General features: G+C 47.8%; 24 protein-coding genes. 10 read left to right on the plus strand and 14 right to left on the minus strand.

What is annotated here, in order from left to right; translation table 11 throughout:
* Positions 1–593 precede the first annotated feature (593 nt).
* From tpiA to KS4_RS15365, 6 genes are all read left to right on the plus strand, one after another.
* On the plus strand, positions 594–1,364 hold the full coding sequence (tpiA, locus tag KS4_RS15340; RefSeq protein WP_234698820.1) for a triose-phosphate isomerase: 771 nt from the start codon (positions 594–596) through the stop codon (positions 1,362–1,364).
* Positions 1,365–1,714: 350 nt separating this feature from the next.
* Positions 1,715–2,200, plus strand: a complete 486-nt coding sequence (secG, locus tag KS4_RS15345) for a preprotein translocase subunit SecG (RefSeq protein ID WP_200761343.1) — start codon at positions 1,715–1,717, stop codon at positions 2,198–2,200.
* A gap of 342 nt (positions 2,201–2,542) precedes the next feature.
* The gene (locus KS4_RS15350) at positions 2,543–3,439 is read left to right on the plus strand and encodes a YicC/YloC family endoribonuclease (RefSeq protein WP_145080134.1); all 897 of its coding nucleotides are present in this window, start codon (positions 2,543–2,545) and stop codon (positions 3,437–3,439) included.
* A gap of 108 nt (positions 3,440–3,547) precedes the next feature.
* A complete protein-coding gene (locus KS4_RS15355; RefSeq protein WP_200761344.1) occupies positions 3,548–4,807 on the plus strand; it encodes a phosphotransferase in 1,260 nt (419 codons plus the stop codon).
* Positions 4,808–5,091: 284 nt separating this feature from the next.
* Positions 5,092–5,301 carry a hypothetical protein gene (locus tag KS4_RS15360; RefSeq protein WP_145080140.1) on the plus strand — a complete coding sequence of 70 codons (210 nt, stop codon included), beginning with the start codon at positions 5,092–5,094 and terminating at the stop codon, positions 5,299–5,301.
* A gap of 140 nt (positions 5,302–5,441) precedes the next feature.
* Positions 5,442–5,984, plus strand: coding sequence for a hypothetical protein (locus KS4_RS15365; RefSeq protein WP_145080143.1), 543 nt, complete (start codon positions 5,442–5,444; stop codon positions 5,982–5,984).
* 69 nt (positions 5,985–6,053) lie between these two features.
* Here the strand turns inward: KS4_RS15365 and msrP are convergent, their stop codons facing one another.
* Complete coding sequence (gene msrP / locus KS4_RS15370; protein WP_200761345.1) at positions 6,054–7,088, minus strand: protein-methionine-sulfoxide reductase catalytic subunit MsrP; 1,035 nt, start codon at positions 7,086–7,088, stop codon at positions 6,054–6,056.
* A 186-nt stretch (positions 7,089–7,274) separates the two neighbouring features.
* Positions 7,275–8,813 carry a xylulokinase gene (gene xylB / locus KS4_RS15375; protein ID WP_145080149.1) on the minus strand — a complete coding sequence of 513 codons (1,539 nt, stop codon included), beginning with the start codon at positions 8,811–8,813 and terminating at the stop codon, positions 7,275–7,277.
* Between the two features lie 130 nt (positions 8,814–8,943).
* On the opposite strand from xylB, the gene KS4_RS15380 reads away from it, so the two are divergent.
* Positions 8,944–9,474, plus strand: coding sequence for a type 1 glutamine amidotransferase domain-containing protein (locus tag KS4_RS15380; protein ID WP_145080152.1), 531 nt, complete (start codon positions 8,944–8,946; stop codon positions 9,472–9,474).
* A 125-nt stretch (positions 9,475–9,599) separates the two neighbouring features.
* Here KS4_RS15380 and KS4_RS15385 read toward each other — a convergent pair whose 3' ends face one another.
* From KS4_RS15385 to ruvC, 3 genes are all read right to left on the minus strand, one after another.
* Positions 9,600–10,289, minus strand: a complete 690-nt coding sequence (locus KS4_RS15385; RefSeq protein WP_145080155.1) for an SGNH/GDSL hydrolase family protein — start codon at positions 10,287–10,289, stop codon at positions 9,600–9,602.
* 200 nt (positions 10,290–10,489) lie between these two features.
* The gene (locus KS4_RS15390; protein ID WP_145080158.1) at positions 10,490–11,206 is read right to left on the minus strand and encodes an HAD family hydrolase; all 717 of its coding nucleotides are present in this window, start codon (positions 11,204–11,206) and stop codon (positions 10,490–10,492) included.
* 74 nt (positions 11,207–11,280) lie between these two features.
* On the minus strand, positions 11,281–11,856 hold the full coding sequence (gene ruvC / locus KS4_RS15395; protein WP_145080161.1) for a crossover junction endodeoxyribonuclease RuvC: 576 nt from the start codon (positions 11,854–11,856) through the stop codon (positions 11,281–11,283).
* 190 nt (positions 11,857–12,046) lie between these two features.
* Between ruvC and KS4_RS15400 the strand changes: the two genes are divergently transcribed.
* Genes KS4_RS15400 through KS4_RS15410 form a run of 3 tightly spaced genes read left to right on the plus strand, consistent with a single transcriptional unit; the run spans position 12,047 to position 16,932 of the window.
* On the plus strand, positions 12,047–14,509 hold the full coding sequence (locus KS4_RS15400) for a DNA gyrase/topoisomerase IV subunit A (protein ID WP_145080164.1): 2,463 nt from the start codon (positions 12,047–12,049) through the stop codon (positions 14,507–14,509).
* Positions 14,510–14,553: 44 nt separating this feature from the next.
* Complete coding sequence (locus KS4_RS15405) at positions 14,554–14,946, plus strand: hypothetical protein (protein ID WP_145080167.1); 393 nt, start codon at positions 14,554–14,556, stop codon at positions 14,944–14,946.
* Between the two features lie 51 nt (positions 14,947–14,997).
* On the plus strand, positions 14,998–16,932 hold the full coding sequence (locus KS4_RS15410) for a DNA gyrase/topoisomerase IV subunit B (protein ID WP_145080170.1): 1,935 nt from the start codon (positions 14,998–15,000) through the stop codon (positions 16,930–16,932).
* 44 nt (positions 16,933–16,976) lie between these two features.
* Here the strand turns inward: KS4_RS15410 and KS4_RS15415 are convergent, their stop codons facing one another.
* The 9 genes from KS4_RS15415 to KS4_RS15455 form a co-directional block, all read right to left on the minus strand.
* On the minus strand, positions 16,977–18,617 hold the full coding sequence (locus tag KS4_RS15415; RefSeq protein WP_145080173.1) for an HD domain-containing phosphohydrolase: 1,641 nt from the start codon (positions 18,615–18,617) through the stop codon (positions 16,977–16,979).
* A complete protein-coding gene (locus tag KS4_RS15420; protein ID WP_145080176.1) occupies positions 18,614–19,018 on the minus strand; it encodes a response regulator in 405 nt (134 codons plus the stop codon). The genes KS4_RS15415 and KS4_RS15420 overlap by 4 nt, the downstream gene beginning before the upstream one ends.
* Positions 19,019–19,129: 111 nt before the next feature.
* Complete coding sequence (locus KS4_RS15425; protein ID WP_145080179.1) at positions 19,130–20,602, minus strand: sensor histidine kinase; 1,473 nt, start codon at positions 20,600–20,602, stop codon at positions 19,130–19,132.
* A 39-nt stretch (positions 20,603–20,641) separates the two neighbouring features.
* Complete coding sequence (locus tag KS4_RS15430) at positions 20,642–21,856, minus strand: tetratricopeptide repeat protein (RefSeq protein ID WP_145080183.1); 1,215 nt, start codon at positions 21,854–21,856, stop codon at positions 20,642–20,644.
* Between the two features lie 74 nt (positions 21,857–21,930).
* Entirely contained in the window at positions 21,931–24,381 is a 2,451-nt protein-coding gene (locus KS4_RS15435) for a secretin N-terminal domain-containing protein (protein WP_145080186.1), read from the minus strand.
* Positions 24,382–24,694: 313 nt separating this feature from the next.
* Positions 24,695–24,961 (minus strand): hypothetical protein, encoded by a 267-nt coding sequence (locus KS4_RS15440; RefSeq protein ID WP_145080188.1) that lies wholly within the window; start codon positions 24,959–24,961, stop codon positions 24,695–24,697.
* A gap of 15 nt (positions 24,962–24,976) precedes the next feature.
* Positions 24,977–25,459, minus strand: a complete 483-nt coding sequence (locus KS4_RS15445; RefSeq protein ID WP_145080191.1) for a hypothetical protein — start codon at positions 25,457–25,459, stop codon at positions 24,977–24,979.
* A gap of 51 nt (positions 25,460–25,510) precedes the next feature.
* Positions 25,511–26,032 carry a type II secretion system protein gene (locus tag KS4_RS15450; RefSeq protein WP_145080194.1) on the minus strand — a complete coding sequence of 174 codons (522 nt, stop codon included), beginning with the start codon at positions 26,030–26,032 and terminating at the stop codon, positions 25,511–25,513.
* A gap of 19 nt (positions 26,033–26,051) precedes the next feature.
* A complete protein-coding gene (locus tag KS4_RS15455) occupies positions 26,052–26,333 on the minus strand; it encodes a hypothetical protein (protein ID WP_145080197.1) in 282 nt (93 codons plus the stop codon).
* Positions 26,334–26,390 lie beyond the last annotated feature (57 nt).

Here is a 26,390-nt window from a genome sequence, read left to right on the forward strand (position 1 = left end):
CAAGATAAATCTATCCCCCCATCAGACACCGCAGCCAGCATCTAAATCTCAATCAGTCATGCGCACACAAATCAACCATCTACTCTGCGCGCACACCAATCCCACCTCGCCAAAACTGACCATAACACAACATTCTTTCACTTTTTCTCGCCATTTCTCACCAAAGTTGTGCCAAAACGCCCGAAAACGCCCCGCGTACAAAAATCACTGTGCGCGCAAACCGCTTCGCCCAACTCACGCTCACCAAACAACCTATAAATTCAGCGTGTGCGCCGCACACAAAACGTGCGCACAAGACCTTCCTTTTCTCAGCTTTATGCGCGCCGTATTCAACCAATATGCCAACCTTTTCCGCTCCCCAACAGCCTACCCAATCCCGCCCACTACCTGCTTCAGATTTCTAACACCCCTTGAATATGCCAAAGGACTCATTTATCCCTACAATATGGGCCTGAAGCCCCCGGAAGTTGTTTCCGATCGCTTCCCGGCCATGCCTCCCCGCATGCGCCAAACACACAATGCCACCCACACCCTTGGGATCGGCAACATGTAAACCATTAAATAACCTTTATTTACACAAGGGAGAGCTAGCCGTGGCCAGCCGTAAAAAATATGTAGGTGGTAACTGGAAGATGAACCTCAACAAGGCAGAAGCCGTCGCACTTGCCAAAGACTTGGCAACCAAGGTCGACGACGCCGCTCCTTGTGAAGTCGCAATCTGCCCACCATTTGTCTACCTCGACGCCATCAGCCAAGCACTCTGCGAAGCCGGCAACAAAACCATCAAGCTCGGCGCCCAGGATTTCTGGACCGCTGGCAACGGTGCATACACCGGTGAAATCAGCCTCGATATGCTCAAGGACGTTGGCGTAAGTGTCGTATTGACAGGACATAGCGAACGTCGTCACGTCATCGGCGAAACCGATGTGCTCATCAATGAAAAGAACCTCAAGGCTCTCGAAGCCGGCATGGAAGTTATCTTCTGCATCGGTGAAAAACTTGAACAGCGCGAAGCCGGCCAGACTGACGCAATCAACGCCGCTCAAATGAGCTACGGCCTCGCAGGCGTCACAGCCGAGCAAATGAAAAACGTCGTCGTCGCATACGAACCTGTCTGGGCCATCGGCACCGGCAAAACTGCAACCCCAGAAGACGCTCAGAAGGCTCACAAAGCCATCCGCGAGCACCTCACATCCATGTTCAGCAAAGAAGTTGCTGACGGCGTCCGCATCCAATACGGCGGCTCCATGAAGCCTTCCAACGCTGGCGAACTCATGGGTCAAGCAGACATCGACGGCGGCCTCATCGGCGGCGCTGCTCTCAAAGCTGACGACTTCATGGGCATCATCAACGCTGCGAAGTAATCAGCGTTAATCCTTTCAAACTCAAGATTTAGATGTTTGGAAGCAGATAAGCAATCAAAACAGCTGCGTGCTCACACGCAGCTGTTTTTTTATTTTCATATCCGACTTACACGAGCTGATGCGACCACACCCGACTTTCGCTACGATGTGGAAGGTGCGTGGAGGCACGGAAAGTTGGTTGTATCAAGCGTTGCGCGGTATCATGCTGAACACGCTATGCAGATGTATGGCGGTTATGCGCGTTTTAATGTGACTTTGTCGGATACGGACGCGTAAAATCAGTATTGATTTCGGGGACGACTTGGGGCTGAAACCGAAGCTAAATCCATTATTATTTGGAATTTATGAGCATGATGATACTCGGTGTTAACTACGGTCTGATTTACACTTTGATGACATTGTTCGTCTTGGTGGCTGCTTTCATGATGCTAGTCATCCTGATCCAAAAACCTAAGGGCGGCGGCCTGAGCGGCGCTTTTGGCGGCGGCGGCGGTTCAGAAGGTGCTGCTTTCGGCGCGAAAACCGGCGATGTGCTGACCAAAATCACGATCGCTGCGTTTATTATTTTCCTCGGCCTTGCGATCGGCTTGAACCTCTTGGTCAACGACACGCATGATGCTTTGGAGCAAGAACTTACGGTCAATCAAGTCGACTCTGAAGAGATTGACGACCTGGCAACCGAAGCGGTGGATCCGCAGCAGCCAGCTGACGTCACCGACGTCCCCGGCCCAGCTGAAGAAGGCGCGGCACCTGAGGGCGCGAAGGTTGATTCAGAAGTTGAAGCTCCGATCGTGCCAGACACGACGGCCCCGCAGGACAACACGAATAATCAGTAATTGATTGTTGTCAGGTGTTTAGAACAAATATTCAAGGCCGCTGGTGTGAAGCCAGCGGTTTTTATTTGGCTTTGGGCAAGGTGTAGAATGTGGGCTGAGGGATGTTTGGAGGGGTTATAGGGACGGGATGAATTGCGTTGCGGCAGTTGTATGTGACGGATGGGGTGAATTGTTATATCGTTACGGGGCAGTGACGATAAACTACTGTATGTCAGACAATTATTTTGCGCGGGCGAAGTGTTTGTCGTGTAAAAATGAATAGATTAAGTATTGAATTGAACCTCAACAGGCACGCATACTCAGACGGTTGCCGATGATGGTCACAGAAACAGGCGGAATAGAATGATTCGATCGATGACAGGCTTTGGCGACGCGGCAGGAGAGATTGATGGCGTGCATTACGCGCTTGAGCTGCGGAGCTTGAACAATAAGTATTTCAAAGCGACGATCCGGATGCCGGAACAGATTGCGGGTCTGGAAGCAGAACTCGAATCAGCGCTTAGAAAATCGGTACATCGCGGATCATTTACGATGACGATCAAGATGCGGTTGTCGGATGCGAAGGCTGCGAGCCGCGTGAATGACGAGGCGATTCTGGCTTATGTCGATCATCTTGAAACGATTAAAACGAAGATTGATGATAGCAATTCAGTGCATATCGACTTGACGCAGTTGCTGGCGCTTCCGGGCGTGTTGCAACCTGCGGAAGACGATGAAACGATCATGAATAAGGCGCGTGAGATTCTGAAGGGATTGCTGAAAGAAGCGATCGTGAAGATGAACCAAATGCGTGTGATTGAGGGTGAATCGCTAGCGGCTGATTTGATGAAGCATCGCGGCGCGATTCTTGAGCGTACGCAGCAGGTCAAGGCGCGTGCGTCAGTGGTGATTGAAGAATATCACGACAAGTTGAAGTCGCGCGTCAACCAATTGATGGCGCGTGCGGAGTTGGCGGTAGGTGAAGCTGATCTGATGAAGGAAGTGGCTGTGTATGCGGATCGTTCGGATATCTCGGAGGAGATTACGCGGACGATTGGACATCTGGAGCAACTGGAACAGATTATATATCGCGATGACGCTGAACCTGTGGGAAGAACGTTGGACTTCTTGGCACAGGAATTGTTGCGTGAGGCAAATACAATTGCGTCGAAGTCGAATGACGCGGAGATTAGCCGCGCGATTGTCGAGGTCAAGAGCTTGATCGATCGGATCAAGGAACAAGTGCAGAATGTTGAATAGCCCTTGGAAGTGCTAGATCCATGCGATATTCGCGAACTGTACTGCGTTGCGATCAAGGGCTAATTGATGATTAGTCTGGTAAGCGCATTGTCAATTGGGAGGGGGGGGATGGGTGAGAACGATATGAGTGATTTGTCGGACAGCTTGTTCGGGGAAGCGGCCGATGGGGGGGAGGCAAAGAAGAAACGTGAGGGCGAATGGCCTCACATGCAGTTATCGAGTGCGCAGGATTTCATCGGTAGTGATAGTGGCGGGGATCGGGTTGGGCTATCTGGCGGTAGTAGTGGTGGTGGATTTGAAGGACTTGGAGAAGGGCGAAAAGGACGGCTACGGTTCGGCGCGGATGAATTGGCGGTGGTAATGTCGCATTACGATGTCGGGATTATCCGTGCGATCCAGGAGTTCCCGAGAGGGTCACGGAAAGCTCCCAAAGCGCTGATTAGAACGGATAGTGGGCTGTATTTATTAAAGCGAAGAGCACATGGGAAGGACGATCCGTTTAAGGTTGCGTTTTGCCATGCGTTGCAATTGCATTTAACGGAAAAGCAGTTCCCATTGCCTCATCTGATTGGGACGAGGGATGAAAACAATTCGATGCTTCAACTTGGTGGGCGTGTATACGAATTGTTTGAGTACATTAAGGGGTCGAGTTACGACGGGGAGTTGGAGACAACGAGTGAAGGCGGAAAGATTCTGGGGTTGTATCACCGGCTAACGAAAGATTTTAAGTCAGAGTATGAGCCGGCTAAAGGGACGTACCATGATTCTGTGATGGTCAAGAAAACATTTGAATTGATTCCGCAGGCGATCAATAAGGTGAAGGGGGATCATGGGATCGGTCGGATGAAGGAGTTGGAAGAACTGAGCGATGGGTTGGAAGAGGACTATCTAAGCGCGGGATTGAAGGGGAAATTGCTGGGTATGGACGATTGGCCAACACAGGTGGTACATTCGGATTGGCATCCGGGTAATTTGTTATATCGGCGTGGGCGGGTTGTTGCGGTGATCGATTATGATGCGGCGCGCATACAGCAACGTGTGATGGATGTCGCGAATGGTGCGTTACAGTTTTCGATTTTGGGTGGCGGCGATCATCCGGAGAGATGGCCAGCGTATCTAGATGAATCACGGCTTAAACGGTTTGTGAGAGGGTATGAAGGGGTGAGAGATTGCGTGTTATCGAAGGCAGAGGTGGAAGTAATGCCGTGGCTGATGATTGAAGCGTTGATTGCTGAGAGCGCGATCCCTGTGGCGGCGACTGGACAGTTTGCGAATATGGATGGTGCTGCGTTTTTAGAGATGGTTGGGCGAAAAGTAGATTGGCTAAAAGAGAATGCGGAACGGTTAGTTGGCCTACTCGTTGAATAGACGAAGTGTCATTGCATTGAAAGAATCTGAAGCAGCTCGTGCGATCATTGCTATTCATCACAAAGAATATCATATTGAATAAACAACATTGAGACTATCGCGATTTAATCGTTATAGCCGTTATGGTTTAACATACGTAATTCTGTTTGGATCGTGCAGTATGGGGAAGTGGGATTAAATAATAAAAATAGCTAAAAAGATTTGCCTTTAAGGGTGTTATATTTTCTATTGATTACAGATCCAATTTGTTTTAACGAATCTAATTGAGCAGCTATGGAGGCAGTATGAATCCGATGATCAGGCTAATCACGGCAACTATTACGATTGTGTTTGTGCTTTACGTGAGTTTAGGGCATGAAGGCGGATTGATGATGAGTCACGTGCTGGCGATCGTTGGTCTATTAATGATCGGATTCGGTTTAACAAAGCATGCTCAGGAACAACATCGCGTGGTTGAAGTTAGGGCGAGCACGAACGAACGTCCAAATAAATAAACTGATAGATGGGAGTGTTGGTCTGAAATCTTGGTAAATAAACGAATCTATCTACCATCCAACGCTGGGACGGCTGATGTGCAAAGCACCAGCCGTCCGTTTTTTTATGCGCTTTGTGGTGTGGTTCCGAATATTAAGATATGAGCACAAAACAAAGAGCAAGTTGGTTGGTTGTGGCATTGATGGTTGCGAATTTGGGCGGATGCGTGCTTGGCCCGTTATTGGACTCGTCAGATAAACGACGATCTGAGGCAGCTCGAAGCATCAATGATCAGAATGTTAAAAGGGCGACTACGCTAAAAAATGCGTTTTTGCAATACCATCATGACATGGGGTTCTATGCACAGAGTTACATGGATTTCGAACGATATCTGCAAGATTCGCGTGTCTATGAAGAAGTAACGATCAAGCGCAATAAGGATGACAGCTTTAAGATCACGTTTAAAGTAACGCGGAAGGATCGGACATACTCGGTGGTTCAATTTTTAGTTGAGACGCAGGAATCAAAGGCGGGCAAGGATATAACGTATGAACGTCCGATGCGAGATCTGGTACAGCAAAGAGTCTATGCATTAGATGGACATCGCGCAGGCAGACTGAACGGTAAAAAAATCGAACGAAAAACGGATAAACATGGCGATGATGTGATCAAAGAGCGGAACCATGATGGATATGTCGAATAAGGCATCTAACTCATTAATAGTAAAAGGCACGCAATTAGAGGCGTGCCTTTTTTATATGTTTCTATGTGCTTATGATTTCTTGTAGAGCTTGGCAACGTAATCGCCGTATCCGCCATACAAAAGTGTTTGTCGACGTTTGCCGTCATCGATAAGGACTTCGGAGGCTTGAGACCAGCGGGGATGGGGAACAGCAGGATTGATGTTTGAGAGCCAAGAGTATTCATCTGGAACTTCTGCGTGCCAAAAAGTTTCAGGACGTTCTTTAAGAAGTTCTATTTTTACAGGGCATTTCGGGCCTTTGTAGCCATATTTCCAAGGGATGATCATGCGGAAGGGGGAGCCGTTTTGGCGTGGGATGGGTTGGTCGTAGATGCCTGTGACGAGTAGCGGAAGTGGGTTCATAGCTTCGTCGATTCGCCAAGCTTCGAAATAGGGCCATTTATACCAAGGCATGCTGACCTGGCCAGGCATTTGTTTGGGACGCTCGACGCATGTAAATTTGACGTACTTTGCATTAGAGGTAGGTTCGACGGATTCGAGAACTTTATGGAATGGGACACCGGTCCAAGGGACATCCATCGCCCAAGCTTCGACACATCGGAAACGGTAGTTGCGTTGTTCAAGTGGGAAGTTGTAGATATCGTCGATGGAAAGTGTTCTGGGTTTGTGGCATTCGCCGGTGATTTCGATTGACCATGGATCTGGATCGAAGTCTTGGGCTAGCTTCCAGACATCGGTTTTTGTGGTCGTGAATTCGTAGTAATTATTGTAGGCGAGTGCATCGAGTTTAGGGGTAAGCCGCTTCACGTTGCCGGGCATTTGGATAAAATCGGGGTTGCGTTTAGCGGGATATTTGGAGAGAACGAAATCGGAATTGAGCCCGGGTCGTTCAATGGTGGGGATGTCGGCTTTGGTGTAACGCGCGCGGCCCATTTGAGCTTGAGCTCGGGTTGGGAACGCAAAGGGTGATGTGGCGGCAAGGGCAATGGAGCCGAGGCCGAGGGCTTTAATGAAAGCACGGCGATTGAAAAAAACATCGGGAGGTGTGGGGTCGAGCTTGGGGAGTTGATTCCAAATGAAGTTGTTGTTCTTAATGTTTGCCATGTAGGGCTCCATTGGCATGGCGGGGCTAGTCCTTTAGCGCAGTTACAACGAAAAGGCAACGTTGCACCTTATAAACATCTGTGATCGGTCCAGAATTATCTATAAACATTTACGGCAATGATCGGGGATGAATACCCGTAGGCGAAACTATAGTGATTGGCTTGCAAGAAAATCCACAGCGGATGATTAGGCATTTATTAAGTTTGCGATGTGTTGATATTCAGAGGCGAGAGCATGATACAAACGTTGATATTGTGCGTGCTGTTTTTTATAGAATGCAATGAGTTTGCGATTAGGTTTGAGTTTCTTAGATTGTTCGATCGCGGTTTTACAGGCAGCGTGAATGTCGGGGTGCAGACCGATGCCGACGGCTGCGAGGAGGGCGGCGCCGTAGGCGGGACCTTCATCTGTGTTAACGGTTGCGACAGGTGAGTTGTATATATCGGCTTGAAGTTGTCGCCAAAATGGATCGCGTGCGCCGCCGCCGGTCAGGCGGATCGTTTTTGTGGGGATTTGCATATTGCGAAGGATTTGTAGGATGTCATTCATGCCGAAGGTGACGCCTTCGACGAGAGCGCGTGTCAGGTGAGGATGGGTGTGGCGGATGGTTAGGCCGATCCATGCTGCTTTGGCGAGTGGATCGGGATGAGGGCAACGTTCGCCGGTAAGGTATGGGAGGAAGTAAAGACCTTCGGCGCCGGGGGGCGTTTGTGAGGCTTGCTGGAGCAGAAGTGTGTAGGGATCTTGTTTCTGTTTTTTGGCTTGCTTGATTGTGTCCTCGGCGAGGTTATTGTGGAACCATTGAAGGCATGCACCGGCAGATAGTTCGCAGCCGAAGACGCACCATTTATCAGCGACGGCAGAGCACATTGTGTGGACACGGCCATCGGGATCGAGAGTGGGGGTGTCGGCATGCGCGAACATAACGCCTGAGGTGCCGATGGATGCGGTAAGGATGCCGGGTGAAGTGACGCCATTACCGATAGCGGCGGCGGCATTGTCACCAGCGCCGGCAACAACGGGGATACCGGGAAGTAGGCCGAGCGACTTAGCGCCGGAAGTTGAGAGTTCGGCAGTGACTTCATGAGATTCGTATGTTGGGGGAAGGAGGGATGAGTCGATTTGCAGCTTACGAAGCACAGTTGGATTGTATTTGCGTTTAGCGATGTCGAGAAGGAGGTAGCCGGAGGCATCAGCGACGTCGGTGGCGAACGTGCTGGTCATGCGGAAACGGATGTAGTCCTTTGGAAGAAGGATTTGAGTGGTGCGATCATAAAGGCGAGGTTGATGGTTGCGAAGCCAAAGAATTTTAGGGGCTGTGAAACCGGTGAGCGCGGGGTTGCCAACGGCTTTTATGAGCTTTTTACGTGAACCCATGAGAGATTCGATCTCGGCGCATTCAGCGGCGGTGCGTTGATCGTTCCATAAGATGGCGGGGCGGAGAGGTGTGTGATTTTTTGAAAGAAAGACCGAGCCGTGCATCTGTCCCGATAGACCTATTGCCTGAATAGATGACTTGGGGATTGCGGCTTTACGAAAAACGGCACGGGTCGCTTTACAGGTGGCGGCCCACCATTGATCCGGGTCTTGCTCAGAGTAGCCGGGTTTGGGGGATTGAAGGGTATGGGGTGCGGTTGCGGTTGCTAGAACTTTGCCGGTGGGAGTGCAGATGAGTGTTTTGGTGCCTGAAGTTCCGATGTCGATGCCGAGGAGATGCTGTTCCATAGAAGTATTATGCGAAATGTTTTGGGGGATGGAAGGCAAAGTTACGATAGCGGGTAAATGGGGTGATGAAAGATTGCGTGTGTGGATATAAAATTGTGGTTGTACATGGTGCGAGAAAAAGGAGAAAACCATGCCGGTGTTAAAAGGACGCAAAATCGCGATGTTTGTAGGAGATGATTATGAGGACTTGGAATTGCAGTATCCGAAATATCGGATGCGTGAAGTGGGCGCAGAGGTGATAATTGCGGGAATTGAAGCGGGTGAGAAATATGTTGGGAAATATGGATATCCGCAGGTGTCGGATGTTGCGGTGCGGGTGCTACGGGCAGAAGATTTCGATGGGTTAATTGTTCCGGGTGGGTGGATGCCTGATAAGCTCAGACGGTTTGACGAGGTATTGACGTTTACGAAGGGATTTGAGGAGCAAGAGAAAATGATTGCGTCGATCTGTCATGGGGCGTGGATTAATATCAGCGCAGATGTGGTGAAGGGGTATCAGTACACGAGTACACCGGGAATTAAGGATGACATGATCAATGCGGGTGCAGTATGGGAAGATAGCGAAGTGGTCGTGGATCGGCATCATATTTCATCGAGAAGGCCGGATGATCTGCCTGCATTTTGCCGGGCGATGATTGATTACATGGTCAAACAGCGGTGAGAATTTTGAGGGAGAGAGATGAGGGGGGATATGAGTTGAAGGCAATTGGTGCTTTTATAGAAAAATAACCCGTCACCGGCGGTGACGGGCTTGACTGCGCTTTATTGTTTCTGCCTATTTAACGATTAGCTAGTGGGTTGAGATTCGGGTTGCATGGCATGGGTCTGTGCAAATTGGCTAGTTGCGGATTGTGGTTCGAGGATGCCGAGTTCGGAGAAGATAAGGTGCGTAAAGGCGGCGTGGCCGAAAGCGTTGGGATGGAATGGGTCAGACATGCGGTTGATGTGTGCGTAGGGCGATGCGGATTGCCAGAGTTTGGCATGGTCGATGATTGGTAAGTTGTGTTTTTGGGCAGCATCACGGATGGCTTGCATGTAATCGTTAAAGGAGTTTTCGCGATCAAGGTTGAATCCGCCGGGGAGGACGGGGCATGTGGTTTGGAGGATGGTGTCGGTACCGAGTTTGGTGTTCATATCAATGAGGGTATCGAGGTTTTCGGCGAATTGTGGGAGTGGGACGTTGAGTTCATTTTGAGCGCAATCGTTCATGCCAATCATGAGGAAAATGACATCGGGGATGCGTTTGGTGACACGATGATCGTATTCAGCGATAAGGTTTTTTGTTGTTTGGCCGGAAATTGCGGTGTTGAGAACGATATCGTGTATGCGCGCCATTTCGCCGCGAATGCGTTCGTGAAAATGATCAACGTAATTGCGTTGTGTGTTTGTATGACAGAGGCCGTGGGTGATGGAGTCGCCGTAGAAGAGCCATGTGATGGGTTGCTCGGATTGAAGGCGGGCTTTGATACGTTGCATGTTGCGTCCTTGATTGATGATGGTTGCTAATACAGGGAACGAATGTGTGAGAATGCAGGCGTATTATAGGGGCATTTAAAGCGTCTTACTTAAATACCTACAGTGTTGACCAGCAGGTCGTTACGCGACAAATGCTTCTGATGTGAACCTGCTGTTGTTTGAGACATTGGCTTACTCTGCAAGTCATGACGCAAAATGCTCTAGATGAGGTCAGCGAGTGAGTGGATGATGAGATCGGGGATGATGTCGGACTCGGCGGGCAGGCCTTGGCGGCGCCAGTCGAGCCAAACGCCTTTGATGCCGAGTTGCTGAGGGGCGGCCACTTCCCAAGCGAGGCTATCGCCAATCATCCAGGCTTGGTCGGGGGTAACATCGAGTTCACTGAGTACGCGGTGGAAAAGTTTGGGTTCGGGCTTGCCGATGCCAATCTCACCTTCGATGTAGATTTTGTCGAAGTATTGTTCGAGCTCGAAATGAATAACTTTGGCACGTTGGGTGGCGGCCATGCCGTTGGTGAGGAGTGCGGTTTTGATGTTGCGATTTTTGAATTCGGCGAGTGCTGTCATCGCGCCGTCAAGTGGCTGCATGACGGGAATACGGTTGGCGGTGAAATCTTTTTGGAGTTGCTCGGCAAGGGTAGGAATATCATTGGGATATTCCATACGAACGAGCGTTTCGGTGATCATGTCAGCGCGAGCTTGCTCGAGATTGAGACGGCCGATGAGTGAACGCTGTGGATCTGACCAGAACCAATCGCGTACATCATCCATGTGTTGCGTAAAATGAGTGGGATCGATGGGGATGCCGGCATCTCGGGCTCGCTGAGCAGTGTTGAGCCAATTACGATCGGCGGATGGCGTGGTATCGAGGATGGTATCATCGAGGTCGATGAGCAGAGCTGGAGGTAGCGTGATCATGAAAGTAGGGTATATCGAAGATGGAAGTGAGTCTATTGGATGGGAAAGAAGGGATGGAAAATATGGGGGAGATATCAACGAGAAGAAGTGACTTGATCAAAAGCGATGCGGCGGGCATGGGTGAGGGCAATGGCGATGGCGTCGGCGACATCGGGCGGTTCGGGGAGATTTGGGAGATTGCACTGGGACTGGACGGCGAGTTGCATTTGTGATTTGGAGGCGTGGCCGTAACCGGTGACGGATTTTTTCACTTCGTTGGCGGCGAGATGGAAAATTTCCAAGCTGTGCTGCTTTGCGGCGAGGAGGATTGTGCCTCGAGCATGACCCATGATGATGGCGGTGTTGGGATGTTTGTAGTGTGCGAAGAGCTTTTCGATAGCGAGTTGATGGGGATTAAGTTCGGTGATCAAAGCGGTGAGATCGGTGTGGAGAGCAAGCAGGCGGGATTCGATGGATTTCTTGGAGGAAAACTTGAACACGCCGGCCTCAACAAGGGTGGGTTCGATTTCATTAGGCTGAAGATCGACGATGCCGTAGCCTGTGATCTGAAGGCCGGGGTCGATGCCAAGGATACGGAGAGGGCGATCGGGGTTGCGGGGATGATCAGCGAGGTCATCGGGGGTATGAGGATGGGCGTTGAGATCTGGCATAGGCTTAAGGATACCTGAGACGTGTTGAAAAGGTAAGTTTGCGAGCAGAGAAGGCGAAATATGCTTAAAATAAGTCGTTGGCGCAGATGCTTGTCATGGGCTTAGTGCGCGATTATGTTGATATAGTAAGCAGAGATCAGCGTCATTGGATGACACTGGTACTCAAGAAATTGCCACGGAGGGCCGCAGGTTGGCCAAGCGTAAGTCATCGAGTCGTAGAAAATCTAAAAGCAGCGACGAAGGTTTGCTGTTTGGTGGTGGTGCGTCTGAAGAGGGCGGGGGGTTAAAAGCTAGTGAAGAGCAGGTTTCATTGCATGAAGCAGCTCAGAAGCGGTATCTGAATTATGCGCTGAGTGTGATTACCTCACGTGCGTTGCCGGATGTTCGTGATGGATTTAAGCCGGTTCAGCGACGAATCGGGTTTACGATGTGGCAGCAACGGCTGACTCATGAAGCGAAATTCCGTAAGAGTGCGAAGGTGGTGGGTGATGTGATGGGTAACTATCACCCGCATGGCGACTCGAGTATTTATGATGCGTTGGTGAGAATGGCGCAGCCGTTTGCGATGCGATTGCCGATGGTGGATGGGTCGGGGAACTTCGGGTCACTGGACGGGGATCCTGCGGCGGCGATGCGATATACGGAATGCCGTATGACAGCGGCAGCGGTGGAGATGCTGAATGAGATCGGGCAAAACACGGTCACGTTTCGGCCGAACTATGATGGCACGAAGAGTGAGCCGGTGGTATTGCCTGCGAAACTGCCGAACTTGTTGCTGAATGGGGCTACAGGTATTGCGGTGGGGATGGCGACAAGTATTCCGCCACATAACTTGAGTGAGTTATGCAAAGCGCTGATTAGACTGATCGACGATCCGGAATTGACCAGCGCACAGCTAGCAAGAACGGTGAAAGGGCCGGACTTCCCAACGGGCGGCCAAATAATTAATAACCGGGAAGAACTTACGCAGATCTATAAAACGGGGTCGGGGACGGTGCGGACGCGAGGGACATGGGAGGCGGGCCCGGCAACGAGAACGGTTAAGAAACTTTACATCACATCGATCCCGTACATGGTGAACAAATCGACATTGGTGGAACGGATCGCGGATGTAGTGATCTCTCGAAAGATGCCGCTACTACTGGATGTGCGCGATGTGTCGACAGACGATATCCGTATTGAGCTTGACCTGAAAAAGGATGCAGACGAAAACAAAGTATTGGCGTATCTATATAAGAACACGCCGCTGCAGTCGAATTTTTCGGTCAACCTAACGTGCCTAGTACCGACGGACAATCCTGAGGTATGCGCGCCGGACAGGCTCGATTTACGCTCGATTTTAAGGTATTTTCTTAACTTTAGGCTCGAAGTGGTCACACGGCGGCTTGAACATGAACTGAATGCACTGAATAAACGGATTCACATTCTCGAAGGCTTCATGACGGTCTTTGATGCGCTTGATGAGATCATTCGTATCATCCGAAAATCCGAAGGCAAAGCGGATGCAGCGTCAAAGATCATAAAAAAATTCAAGCTGGATGAAGAACAGACAGATGCAATTCTTGAATTGAAATTGTATCGCTTGGCTCGACTTGAAATTCTAGTGATTCAAGATGAGCTTAAAGCAAAGAAAAAGCGGGCGAATGAGATTAAGAAGCTGTTGAACGACGAGACAGCAAACGGACGCTGGAAAATTGTTCGTGGTGAAGTCGAAGAGATGGAACAGCGATTTGGGAAGACTGACAAACGCCGCTCACTGATTGCATCGGTAGATGACGAGCCGGAATTCTCAGAAGAAGACTTCATCGTCGCTGAAGAAGCAAACGTGCTCATCACGACAGATGGCTGGGTAAAACGCCAGAAAGAAATCAAAGATCCTGCAAACACTCGTTTGCGTGAAGGCGATTCTGTATTAGCGTGTGTCGCGGGATCGACTAGAAATACAGTTGTTTTCTTTTCGAATCTGGGCACAGCGTATACTGCACGCGTGCTGGATATCCCAGCAACGACCGGTTACGGGGAACCGATTCAGAAACTCTTCAAGCTGAAAGATGGCGAGAAAATTGTTGCGGCATACTCGCTTGACCCGCGTGCATTGGGCACGGACAAAAAATTCAGTGATGTTAAACTGAACGAAAAAAGCGGCTTAGAGTGGCCTCTGCAACATCTACTTGCGGTCACTTCGGATGGGTATGCCTTACGTATCTCGATTGAAAACTATATCGAGCCCTCAACGAAGGCTGGTAGAAAATTTGCACGCCCAGCGAAAGGCTCACGTGTCGTGGGAGTCGAGCTGGTCACAACCAAACCGAGAACAAAAACGAAGCTCCTTGAAACGATCTTGGCGGTCTCGGCAAATTGTCGCGCAATGATCTGCAAAGCAGAAGATGTCAACTTCCTGTCAGGACCAGGCAAAGGTGTGCAGCTGATTAAACTAGCGAAAGACGATCAAATCGTAGGATTCAAAGCGTCGACAGGTGATCGGGATCTCTTACGGGTCAAAACGAATCGTGGCGCGGAGAAGACGATCTCAACCGCAAAATATAAGACAACTTCACGTGGCGGCAAAGGCACGGAGATCCAGAAACATGGCAAGATTACTTCTGTGATCCCTGAAGAGCCCGCACCGCCACTGTTGATTGAAGATGAATAATCTTCGTGCCATACATGAGACTGTGTTGTAGTTAGGATTGTGATATGAAATGCTTACTGATCTTGGTTTTATGCTTAGGTATGGCTGCATGCGGCGGAAATGGCAATGAGAATACTACAGAATCAACAGCCGAGGCAAGTAAGCCTAAGAAAATCACATTCACAGTCAAAAATAAAACCGGCGCAAAAATCATAGATGTTGGCATCAATAGTAGCGATTCACGGATGACGCACATGAGCTACGGTTCGATAGAGAAAAGTAGCACAGAAACTCTGAAAAATAAGTACTTGCCAAGAACGATCGGCCTCCACTGGTCAAAAATGAATAAAGATCGTACTTCGGCCAACTTAAGAATAGGCGAAGCATTGGGGCCGAATTATCAAGGGCCGGTGACATTGACGATCCAACCCAACGGCAGCGTCAGCATTAGTAAATAAACAAATTTCAACCATACGTTGATCACAATAAAGAGTGGCATTAGGGAAACAATGGCCAAGAAAAAAGCAGCATCATCTGGTGGATCATATACCGCGAAGGATATCACGGTCCTAGAAGGACTTGACCCTGTCCGTAAACGTCCTGGCATGTATATTGGTGGCGTTGGGTCAACGGGCTTACATCACTTGGTATGGGAAATATTAGATAACTCTGTCGATGAAGCCATGAACGGCCACGCGACCGAAATCAGTCTAACACTGCACAAAGATGGTACATCCATCTCTGTCTCAGACAATGGGCGCGGTATCCCTGTAGATATTCATCCGAAGCATAAGAAATCTGCACTGGAAATCATTCTCTCCACGCTTCATGCGGGCGGTAAATTTGAAAACGCCAACTACAAAACTTCCGGTGGCTTACATGGTGTTGGTGCTTCAGTCGTTAATGCACTTTCAACAAAGCTCTACGCAACGGTGAAACGTGATGGCTACGAATGGCAGTTAAAATTTAGGACGGGCAAAGCCGACGGTAAAATCAAAAAACTTGGGAAAGCTCGCGGCTCGGGTACGACCATCTATTTCCACCCAGATCCAACCATTTTTCCTAAAACCAACTTCAATCCAGAAACGATCCAGCAACGACTTGAAATAGTGTCGTTCCTACATAAAAACGTAAAGGTCACCTACCACAATGAGGTGGATGGCAAGACTGAAGTCTTCGAGAATAAAAACGGCATCGCGGATTTTTTACAAAAAATCACCAAAGAGCATAACGCCAAGCCCTTAAACCATGCAGTCTTTGCCTTGGAAAAGGAAGGCATTGAAGGTAAATGCGAAATTGTTTTCCATTGGACAGAATCAACCGATGAGTTGATCCGGTCTTACGTCAACGGCATTCCAACCGGGTCAGGCGGATCACACGAAAACGGCATGCGGGCTGGGATCACCAAAGCAGTCCGCAACTATATCGATACGCACAACCTCACTCCGCGCGGCGTCAAACTCACACATGAAGACATCCGCGAAGGCATCGTTGGTATCTTGTCTATCTTTATTCCAGATCCGCAATTCCAGGGCCAGACGAAAGATCGTTTGAACAATTCTGAGGTTCAACCTTATATTGATAATGCTCTTCGACCTGCCCTTGAACATTGGCTGAATCATAATCGAACATCTGCTGAAGGCATCGTTTCACGTATCATTGCTGCAGCCAGAGCGCGTGAAGCATCACGTGCTGCATCGGCTTCGGTCTCTCGTAAGTCAGCAACAACAAACCGCTTGACTTTACCTGGGAAGTTGGCTGATTGCCTGACTTCAAATCGAAATAACACGGAACTGTTCATCGTCGAAGGTGATTCTGCAGGCGGCTCAGCAAAACAAGGCCGCGATAGAAATCACCAAGCAATTCTACCTCTTCGCGGCAAGGTTCTGAATACCGAATCTCTTGGCCTTTCTAAAGTCATGGGCAATAAAGAAATTTCCGATCTAATCACTGCATTGGGTTGTGGAATTGGCAAAGATTTTGATATTAGTCGGCTAAGATATGCACGTGTCGTCCTGTTAGCCGATGCTGATTCTGATGGCCATCACATTACCACGCTGCTTCTGACATTCTTCTTCAGGCACATGAAGGATCTTATTACTGCAGGCCGTGTTTATATCGCGGTTCCACCGCTCTACCGCGTAGATATTGGCAAAGAAACCTACTGGGCTGCTGACGAAGATCACCGCGAAAAAATCCTCACAGATTATAAAAAAGGCAATGCAAAGGTTGAGATCACGCGTTTCAAAGGGTTGGGCGAGATGATGCCCAAAACACTCTGGCAGACAACGCTTAACCCAAAAACCCGAAGCCTTTTGCGTGTCGATATTACAGACGGCTTAACTGCCGACCGCATCATGAACGATCTTATGGGTAAGGATCCTTCTGCACGCTTCTCATTTATTATGGAACATGCAGAGGATGCAGATGATTTAGACGTTTAATTGAAAGCCTATTAATAAAAGCGATTCGCTTTTGCCAACCGCTTTTATGCTGATATTCTTTTCTGCTTATCATCGTGATGCTTTGCGATCAGATCAAAGAATGGGCTAAAATCTAAGCGTACAAATACGTCTACTAATTCAGGATCAAATTGCTGCCCGCGACACCGAACGATCTCGCTCAAAACTTCATTAAGATTCATCGCTTGACGATATGTGCGATTCGAACTCATCGCATCAAATGCATCAGCAAGCCCAATGATCCGCCCCATAATCGGAATGTCATTCCCCGCCAATTTGTTCGGATAACCACACCCATCCCATCGTTCGTGGTGACAGAGTACACCCGGGATCAAATCACTCATCTGTCGAATCCCACTTACAATTCTTGAGCCAATCTCCGGATGTTGTTTGATCTGATCGTATTCAGATTCTGATAGGCGCCCGGGTTTCGACAGAACTGATTCAGGCACACCGATTTTTCCGACATCGTGCAGCAGTCCTGCAATATAGGTGCGTTCGACAAAAGTTGCGTCAAAACCTGCTGCTTCTGCAAGGTTACGACTCATCAAAGCAACACGCTCTGAGTGGCCATGTGTGTATGAATCTTTCGCATCAATTGCGTTTGTCAGTGCATGAAGCGTACCTATAAACATAGACTGTGCATCTTCATACAGCATCATGTTGCCGAGAAAAATCGACATACTATTGACAAGCGAATCGCATAGCTTCACATCAATAGAATCAATATGCGTACCTTCAATTTTATCCCCACCAAACAGAATGCCGAGCTGTTTGCCTTCAAATCGAATCGGCACGATTAACATCGTTTTGGCTAACTTAGGTATAAGAGGCACATCAAGCATCGCGGTATCGTCATGCACAACCGAATGTTCCTCATGACTCATGCGAACCATGAGGTATTTACCTGCCTCATGCACACACCTTGTGCTTTGAGCACAGTCACCCGCAGTAATCAGACGACCCGCAAGATCTTCGAGACGCGGATCATCCTCTATCAATTGAATAGCCAGCCACTTAACGCCCAATACTTGCTGAAGTTCCACGCAGGCATCTTGAAGAAAAGCTGCAGGCTCCTGATTCACTCGCATATTCACTGATAGTTTATAGAGTAAACTTAATTCTTCATAGGATTCACTTAATTCCAAGCTCATTGATTGCAACTCAGTTAATCGCCGATCAATCTCAGTCACATCCTGATGCATCCAACTCAACATGGATACAAGCCGATTAACTTCGCCTGATGATACAACACTAATCTTCGATAGTTGTTCACGCAAATTTGCTGAAGTGATTTGCTGCGATCTCGCAATACACTCGATCAAACCATTTTCGTGTATAGATTCGGTCAGCACTACCACCGCAAGGCTATGCTCATTGAAACGATCTTCAACGCGGCGACGACGTTTTATCGGCATTGATACAAGTATCACGCCAGGTAAAACTTCGTACATCAATCTATTGGGATCTGTAATCTGCTCCCAACTCTGACAAAGCGCATCAGAAAAATTTTGACTTGCGACAACAAGTTCAACTCCGTTATCCTGCCCCAGCACCGAAGAATGCCCATCGTGTGAGATATCTACTAAAGTGAATCCTAATTGACGCACTCGCATCATAATCTCAGGCGACATGCCGATGTCATGTTGGATAACATCTAAACTCAACTTGCTTTTCTTGCCTCCATCATCTGACTTCGATTCATTATTTCATCAACACGAGCTAAAACTTCTCGTGGACTAAAGGGCTTTGTCAAAACACCCTCAATATTGGTTTGCTCGAGATATTCATTCGCAAGACTAAAACCCCTTGCAGTCAGCATCAAAGCCGGTATCTCTTTTGTTTTTTCATGCTCGCATAACTTGATACAAAGCTCTAACCCGGTCATAAATGGCATCTGATAGTCTGTAATCAAAAGGTCGGGCATATGAACCTGCGCTTTAGCAAGCCCTTCTTCCCCGTCTTCAGCTGTGATGACTTCATAGCCTGCATTTCGTAGCTTTAATGAAACAACATGCAAAATATGTGTCTCGTCATCAACAACTAAAATTGTTTTCAGCTCTTTCATGTCCGCTCCGAAAACCGGAAACTAACATACCGGTTATCTCACCATAATAAATGTTTATTACTTCCGCCTTCTTCATTCCGGCAGGAACAGACATTCCTTCTCCGGCCTTCCCTATGTGTTGTCGGCAATCGGCAAAGCAAAAGTAAATGTACTTCCGTGATTCACTGTACTTTCAACGTTAATCCGTCCGCCGTGTACAGTTTCAATGACATGCTTAACCAAATTCAGACCGAGCCCGGTACCTTTTGCCAAGTTTTTGTGATCAGCAACTCGATAGAACTTATCAAATAAATGCGGTAAACTTATTTCCGGTATACCAACTCCATTATCAGTCACGCTTACTGTTACTTTCTCACCTTCAACACCAACACGCAACGATACAACGACTCGCCCACCATGCTCTGTGTACTTTATCGCATTACTGATCAGATTCAGTACGCTCTGAAGAATCATGTCGTGATCCGCGAATACTTGAACACCTGTAATAACACTATTCTGAACAAGCTCAATTCTCTTAGCTCTTGCCTGTGGCAACATAATACTAATCGCATCGCCAACCAAAGAGGATATCTCAACATGCTCACGTTGTATGCGCACCATTCCTGACTCAATACGGCTAATGTTCAATATGTTATCTATTAAACGTGACAACCGGTTCGTTTCACTTTGAACAATATTGTAAAACTCATGTCGCGTTTCGTCATCCGCTGCCTCACCGTCAATCAACATCTCCATATAAGCCTTGATGCTAGACAGCGGCGTTCTAAGCTCATGGGACACATTCGAAACAAAATCGCTTTTTGTTTCTGCTATTTCTCGTTCCTTTGTGACATCCCGCAAAATCGTAACCACACCCGCGTTCACTTGTTCCTCGATGCCGCCAACCACATTACTCGGCTGCATTTCCGCATCAACACAAGATAAGGTGACATCGTATATTGATTCTTCCCCCGCCTTCATGATCCGTTGCTCAACACGCTTCATGCCTCGTTGTCTTGATTCACGTATATCGGTTATCAAACGTGAAATCGACGGGTCTGCGATCACCTCGTCCACCGGCATACGCTTCGATTCATCAATATCAAAATGGAATAAGCGTGAAGCTGCCGTATTCGCCATTGCAAGCTCATTAAAACTATCTGTCACAACGACCGCATCATTCAAACTATCAAGAATCGACACCAAATGTTTCTGCTCGGCTTCAGCCAATCGCAATCGAATATCCAGTTCACGCTTTTGGATCAAGAGTTGCGATTGTTTACCACGAACTTGCTCAACAGCATCCGCAACGACCTTCATCATACCATCGTAACCGAATCGACTTTTAAATCGTCCTTCTTCAGCTTTCCCCTCCAACAATAATTCAATATGAGTGACAGCATCAATCACCTCTGCCTGCGATTGATGCATAATAATACATTGCCAGATCATCATAACCACACAGGCCGCGCCACCACCTGTCGCAATCGCTATCATGCCTAACCAATTGATACCCTGCACATTTAATACGACAGCAACCAACACCATGACAAGCATGCTGCTCGAAGCGACCGCCGCAATATTAATGTATTTACACGCTGACAACTTTCATCTTCCTGGATAAATCTTCTCAATTCAGCTCAATTAGTAACCTGTTGGCACTAATGTTTGCAGCAACTTCAACGCACGTTCATCACGTGGTTTCCTCCGAAGCGCTTCCTCATATGCCGCAATTGCCGCCGACGTCCGACCCGTTCTTTGCAAGGAAATGCCTCTTAAAATACAGGGCACAGCATCACCTGGCGCGAGTTCTGCAGCACGATCAAAATTCTTTAAAGCTCTCTCCAACTCTCCACGTTTTTGCCACACCATACCTGCCAGAAGATATCCATCATGTCGTTCCGGATCCATCTTCATGACACGGGTTGCCGCAGTCAATGATCCTCCCAAATCACCTTTCATCCATGCGATATCCCCTAATTTCACCCAATCGCCAGCCTTAACCTCTCGCATACGAGTTAAATCCAGGTAAGCTTGACGAGATTGCTCATACCGTCCTGACTGGTAATACGACTCCGCCAATAACCGCTTGATATCTGTACGATCTTTATATGACTCATTACGCAGCAACATATCTAATGTATGAATCGATTTACTATATTTTTTAGCTGAGATCTGTGAAACCGCAACCTCTTCAATCAGCTTCATGTTCTCTGGATCAAGCATTGATGCTTTCTCAAAATACCATGCAGCTTCGTTATGATCGCGTTTTAATCTATAAATATGCCCAAGTGTACTACGTAAACCAGCAACCTGATCAAAATAAACAAGTTTGCCTTCAAGCAACTCTGCCGCCTCATCCACGCGATCCTGCTGTACAATCATTTCAGATAGTGCGAGTAAGTATGACGGATTATCACGCTGCGAATCATACGCTTGCTTATAGCTAAGCTCCGCCTCGTCGTACTGCTTCCACCGCTGCTGAACCACACCACGATAGTAGTATGCATCCGCATTTTTATCATTCAGATCAACTGTATGATTAAACCAATGATAAGCTCTCTCCAGCTGACCCTTTTCCAGTGAAACGCGACCAGCTAAAAGTGAAAGCCCATCATTTTTCTGATCAATCCGCATAGCTTCATTAATCGTTTTTGCCGCAATATCAAGATCGCCTGTCTCAAATTGCTGTGTTGCCATCTGAAGCATCATGCCTGATCGCATCTCATGCCAACGATCGTTCGCCTCGCCCACCCATTGTTTATGTGTCTTGTTATTACCTGCTTCGCAACCACAAATTAGCAGTAACCCCACAAATAAAGCATATACATTGATTTGTCTTTGATTTCTGATCTTCATACTTTCTCCCTGATCATGCGAAGATCCCCGTTAAATCGCAGCTACACCCGTTAAGGCATAGCCGCGTATCATTTCTACTTCAGCGGACTTTCGCTCAAGCCCGTTTCTACTTCAGTTAACAGCACACTTTCAACTGCCCCATCAACAGTATCCACAACCTGAATTGCTTCACCTTCCGAAGCGTCTTCAAGCGTATAGTCAAAAACTTCAACCAACTGCTCTTCAACGTTCGAATTTGTCTCATCAGCAAGATACTCATCGTATCCATCAAAAATCGACATTTCATCTGCCTGTGTTACCGTTTGAGTTATTTCTGAAGCCTCAACTTCCGCAACATCGCCCGGCTCCGAATATTCTTCAAAAATTGAGATTGGGGCAATTGCTTCGGCATCATTGGTTTCAACAGATACAGTCTGCTCAACGACATCACTCGTAACAACCGAAGCTTCGGCTGAATCCTCAACTCGTAATGAATCAAAGATCTCATCTACGGATGCTTCTTCTGATATTGAGGTATCCATTACGGACATTTCATCATTAACGACTGTGGCATCAACCATAGGTTCGGTAATGTTCTCAGTATTATCTTCCGCACGTAAAGCCTCAAAAATAGCATCGACTGAAGTATTCTCAGCAACGGCAGCAACCTCATCAGCCATCACCTTTTCATACGCAGCGACTACATCACCATTTACAGGTTGAGATTTACGAGAACTCTTTGCCGCATTATTCGCTTCTTCTATATTCTGACTAATCTCTTCTTGCTGCTTCTCAACTTCAGCATTAATCATGGCATCAACAGCATTATCAAGAATACTATCTGATTTATAGTAGAACTCTTGACCCGTCAACTCTTCCTTCATCCGCATCGCTTCGACGCTGCTTGGATCTATATACAAAGCTGCATCTACTGCCCACATCGCCTTATCACTTTCACCCCGTGCGAGCTGCTCACGCGCATCTCTAAGATAGGCATTAGTCATCTTTGCTTGACCAAACGGCAACAATCCATCACGCGATCCCATGATAGCTTTCTGAGCACCATCAAGTGCGCTATCACCCATCGCAGCCAACTGCTTGTCCTTAATAACTGTTGGCCTAATCATAAAGATCACTTCGTCACGTTGAATCGTATCATCCTGACCCTTAAAAGCGGCACCAGCTATCGGGATATCACCCAATCCAGGAATCTGACGACGATCGATCTGATTGCTCTCTTTAAAGAAACCACCCAGCACAACCGTCTGGCCGCTCTTGACCATGACATTGGTCGTCATTTGATTCGTCGTCTCATTCGGGATGATCGTTCCATCCTCACTTGTTGTCGAACCTTCACTGATCTTCGGCATCAACTCCATACGCACAAAGCCATCATTCGATATGAACGGCCTAACATTCAGTGATGTACCAATCTCCAAGAACTCAACCGTCTGCGTTGTACTGGTCTCAGTCTGTGTCGTTGACAGATAGCCAAGCTTCTCACCAACCAAAAGTTCCGCACGCTGTCTATTCAAAACCAACAATTGCGGCTTCGCCAAAACGGTCGTATCAGTCACCTGATCTAAAGCTCTTACAAATACCGAAAAATCACTACCAAAGAAACCCAACTTCGCACCACCAACACGATTCGTCTGCCCAACCTGCGATGTAATCACCTGTCCACTATTGACTGGATTCGCAGTATCGCCTGCAATAATCTCATTGATCGCGTTGAGTGGATTTGTGAAGTCACTAATATTCACATCGGTAAAGATGGCGAAGTCAACGCCAAACTCATTGTTCTCGTCTAACTGTGCCTGCAGAATCCATGATTCAATCAACACCTGCGCTGGCCGAATATCCAGCTGTTCAATCAAAGCCAGAACATCTTCCATATTGTCTTCATAATCACGAACGACAATCGTTCCACTATTTGCATATGTATCCGAACCACCATCCGACAACGTTGCTTCAAAACCTGCAGCAACCTGTCCTACGCCCGTCACCGAACCAACGCCCGGCGTCAAGACCGGCGTAATAAACTGTGCAGCATCAATCGAATTCAAATAATTCAACCGAATAATTTTTGTCACCAACTGGCGATTCATCTCCTCCAGCTGACGCAGCTCATCCTTCGTATACACATAGATAAAGTTACCTTTCTCACGGTAACCAAACCCATTACTATCAAGTATTGCATCCAACGCTTCATAAAAATCAACGCCATACAAATCCGCTGAAATTTCACCCGACACATTGCGACTAACAATAATATTGCGTTGGCTTTGCGTACTCAGTTGCTGAAGTACCCGTGAAATATCCAATCGTTTCGTATGGATATCCACCTCACCAAAAGAACCGACCTTTACTGCATCATCATCAATCAATTCTTCATCGTAAAGATCAATGACCTCAGGCTCAACCATCTCATAATCGACAGCCTCTACCTCGTTCTGCGCATTCGCCTTGTTTCCCGAACCGGTATAAACCGTACCTACAGAGCATAAAAAAATGCCTAGCCAGAAGCTGGTTGTCAGCTTACCCATGCTCGACTCCTTCTCTTGCCTCACCAGTGACCGTGGCTTTTGTTCGGGACCCAAGTCCTGCCGCAATCGGCTTCACCACTTCTCGATTTAACATTTCACGAAATTTCATACCCATGATCTTCTTCGTAAAATGTTACGTTTAATTCCTGATTTCAATCCGCAGCCATCTGCCGCGAAACTACTCAAAACAATTCGAGCAGTATTAAAACTTCAACACGAACATACATTACGTATCGTCCCCCTGTTTAACTAACTTTCCACACTTTCCTACCTTCACCACACTTCATATCCGTCTGTAACACCTATGTGCATATTAGAAATCATCACGGTTAGACCTATCATCATCATTCGTCACATCGACTTCCTCTTCGTCATCCACCCGAATGTCAATCTGCAATCTCTCTGACGGCTGTACCGCTTGTAACACCTTCTCTGGCTCAGCCGTAACTGACCTTGGCACATCCTTCAACAATAAGCGACCCCAAATCAATAAGCCCAATGCGCAAACACTGCAAACAATCACACCCTTTTTCACATCCGTTCGCAGTAAAAACCAAACATGATTTAAAAATAATTTCATAACACAATTCCTCCTTCAGGAAGCAAGCCGCATCTCACAACCTACATGCTCCACAACACCACACTCAATATTAAGAAGCTCACCCACCTCACTCGCCAGCCAATCACACCATGCCCCCGAGCCAATCACGCCAACCTCATCAAACACAAGCCCAGCATGTTCACTCAACCAAAATCGTAAACACAAATCCATTTCACGTATTAGACCTTCACTGATTTCGCGCTGACAACGATCCACACGCCGTGCCAATCGATCTTCCCCTATATACGACACGCCTAACCGCTGCCTCAGCATCGCCGCATCTTTCAAACAAACATGAAATCGCGTCGCGAGTTGTTCATCAAAAGCCTTAATTCCAACACCAATCTCATGTCGAAATAGGACGTTACGATCAGCCTCAAAGATCAACTCACTATCATGTTCATTAACCACTAAAAGCACACGCCCATGACGAGCATATGCCTGCTTTATTTCCTGATGATTCACTTTGCCTCTCACAACGAACTCCTCATAACACTTATCATCCTGGATCCTCCCCCATCAAAACTATTACATTCGTTTAATCGCCACCTTCCCCGTGAACGCCGCCACACTCACCTCATACCGATCGTCATTAAATTTCAACTCGATCACGCCACCTTCATTAGGCGCACCCAATTCATCAAATGTTATAAATGATTCGCCTCCGAAATCGGCGCGCACAATATCAACACCAGAAAACCGTTGATCATCCCGAAAGCTAACCTCATAGTTATCTGAGCCACCACCCCGCCATCGCGCCGTCAACTTCGTATTCGTCTCGTCCTCAAGTTGGTAATGTTCTTTACCCGCATTAAATCGCACCGTACGCGGCTTCTGCTTTGCCACCGCATCATTCTGCGCAATAAGCAAATCCGAAATCACCATACGCGCCGCCGCCTGAACACCCAACTTCCCAACCGACAACATAGATGGCACAACAATCCCCGCCGCAATACCAAGTATCGTGACGACAATCAACACCTCGACCAGCGTATACCCGGGCCTAAACCCAGCAAACACGCCTCGATATTGCCTATTCATCCGCTGCATACCAAGCTCTCAATGTTTCTTATTGTTTCTTCTTGAATTCGGGATTACGCAACTCAACAACAACCTTGCCACTCTGTAGCAAACCCGTAATCCCAGCAGCCTTGCTATTCAGTATCTTGAGTTCATCAATAATCATCTTTCGTTGTGCTCCGGAGTTCGCAATCCCCTGCGCCTCCGCTTTACTCGCCAAACTCATCACCTCACCCCCGGGCGTGCTTTGCCACATCGCCCATAAATTCAGCGTCAACAACACTGCGATCACCGTCAACACACCATTCAAATATCTCAACGATCTTGTCATATCAATCTCCTTCAAGTCAGCTCACGCAACTTGCCTTACGAATTTCATCGTCCATTC

It is taken from the genome of Poriferisphaera corsica, from assembly GCF_007747445.1.
Classification (GTDB): domain Bacteria; phylum Planctomycetota; class Phycisphaerae; order Phycisphaerales; family Phycisphaeraceae; genus Poriferisphaera; species Poriferisphaera corsica.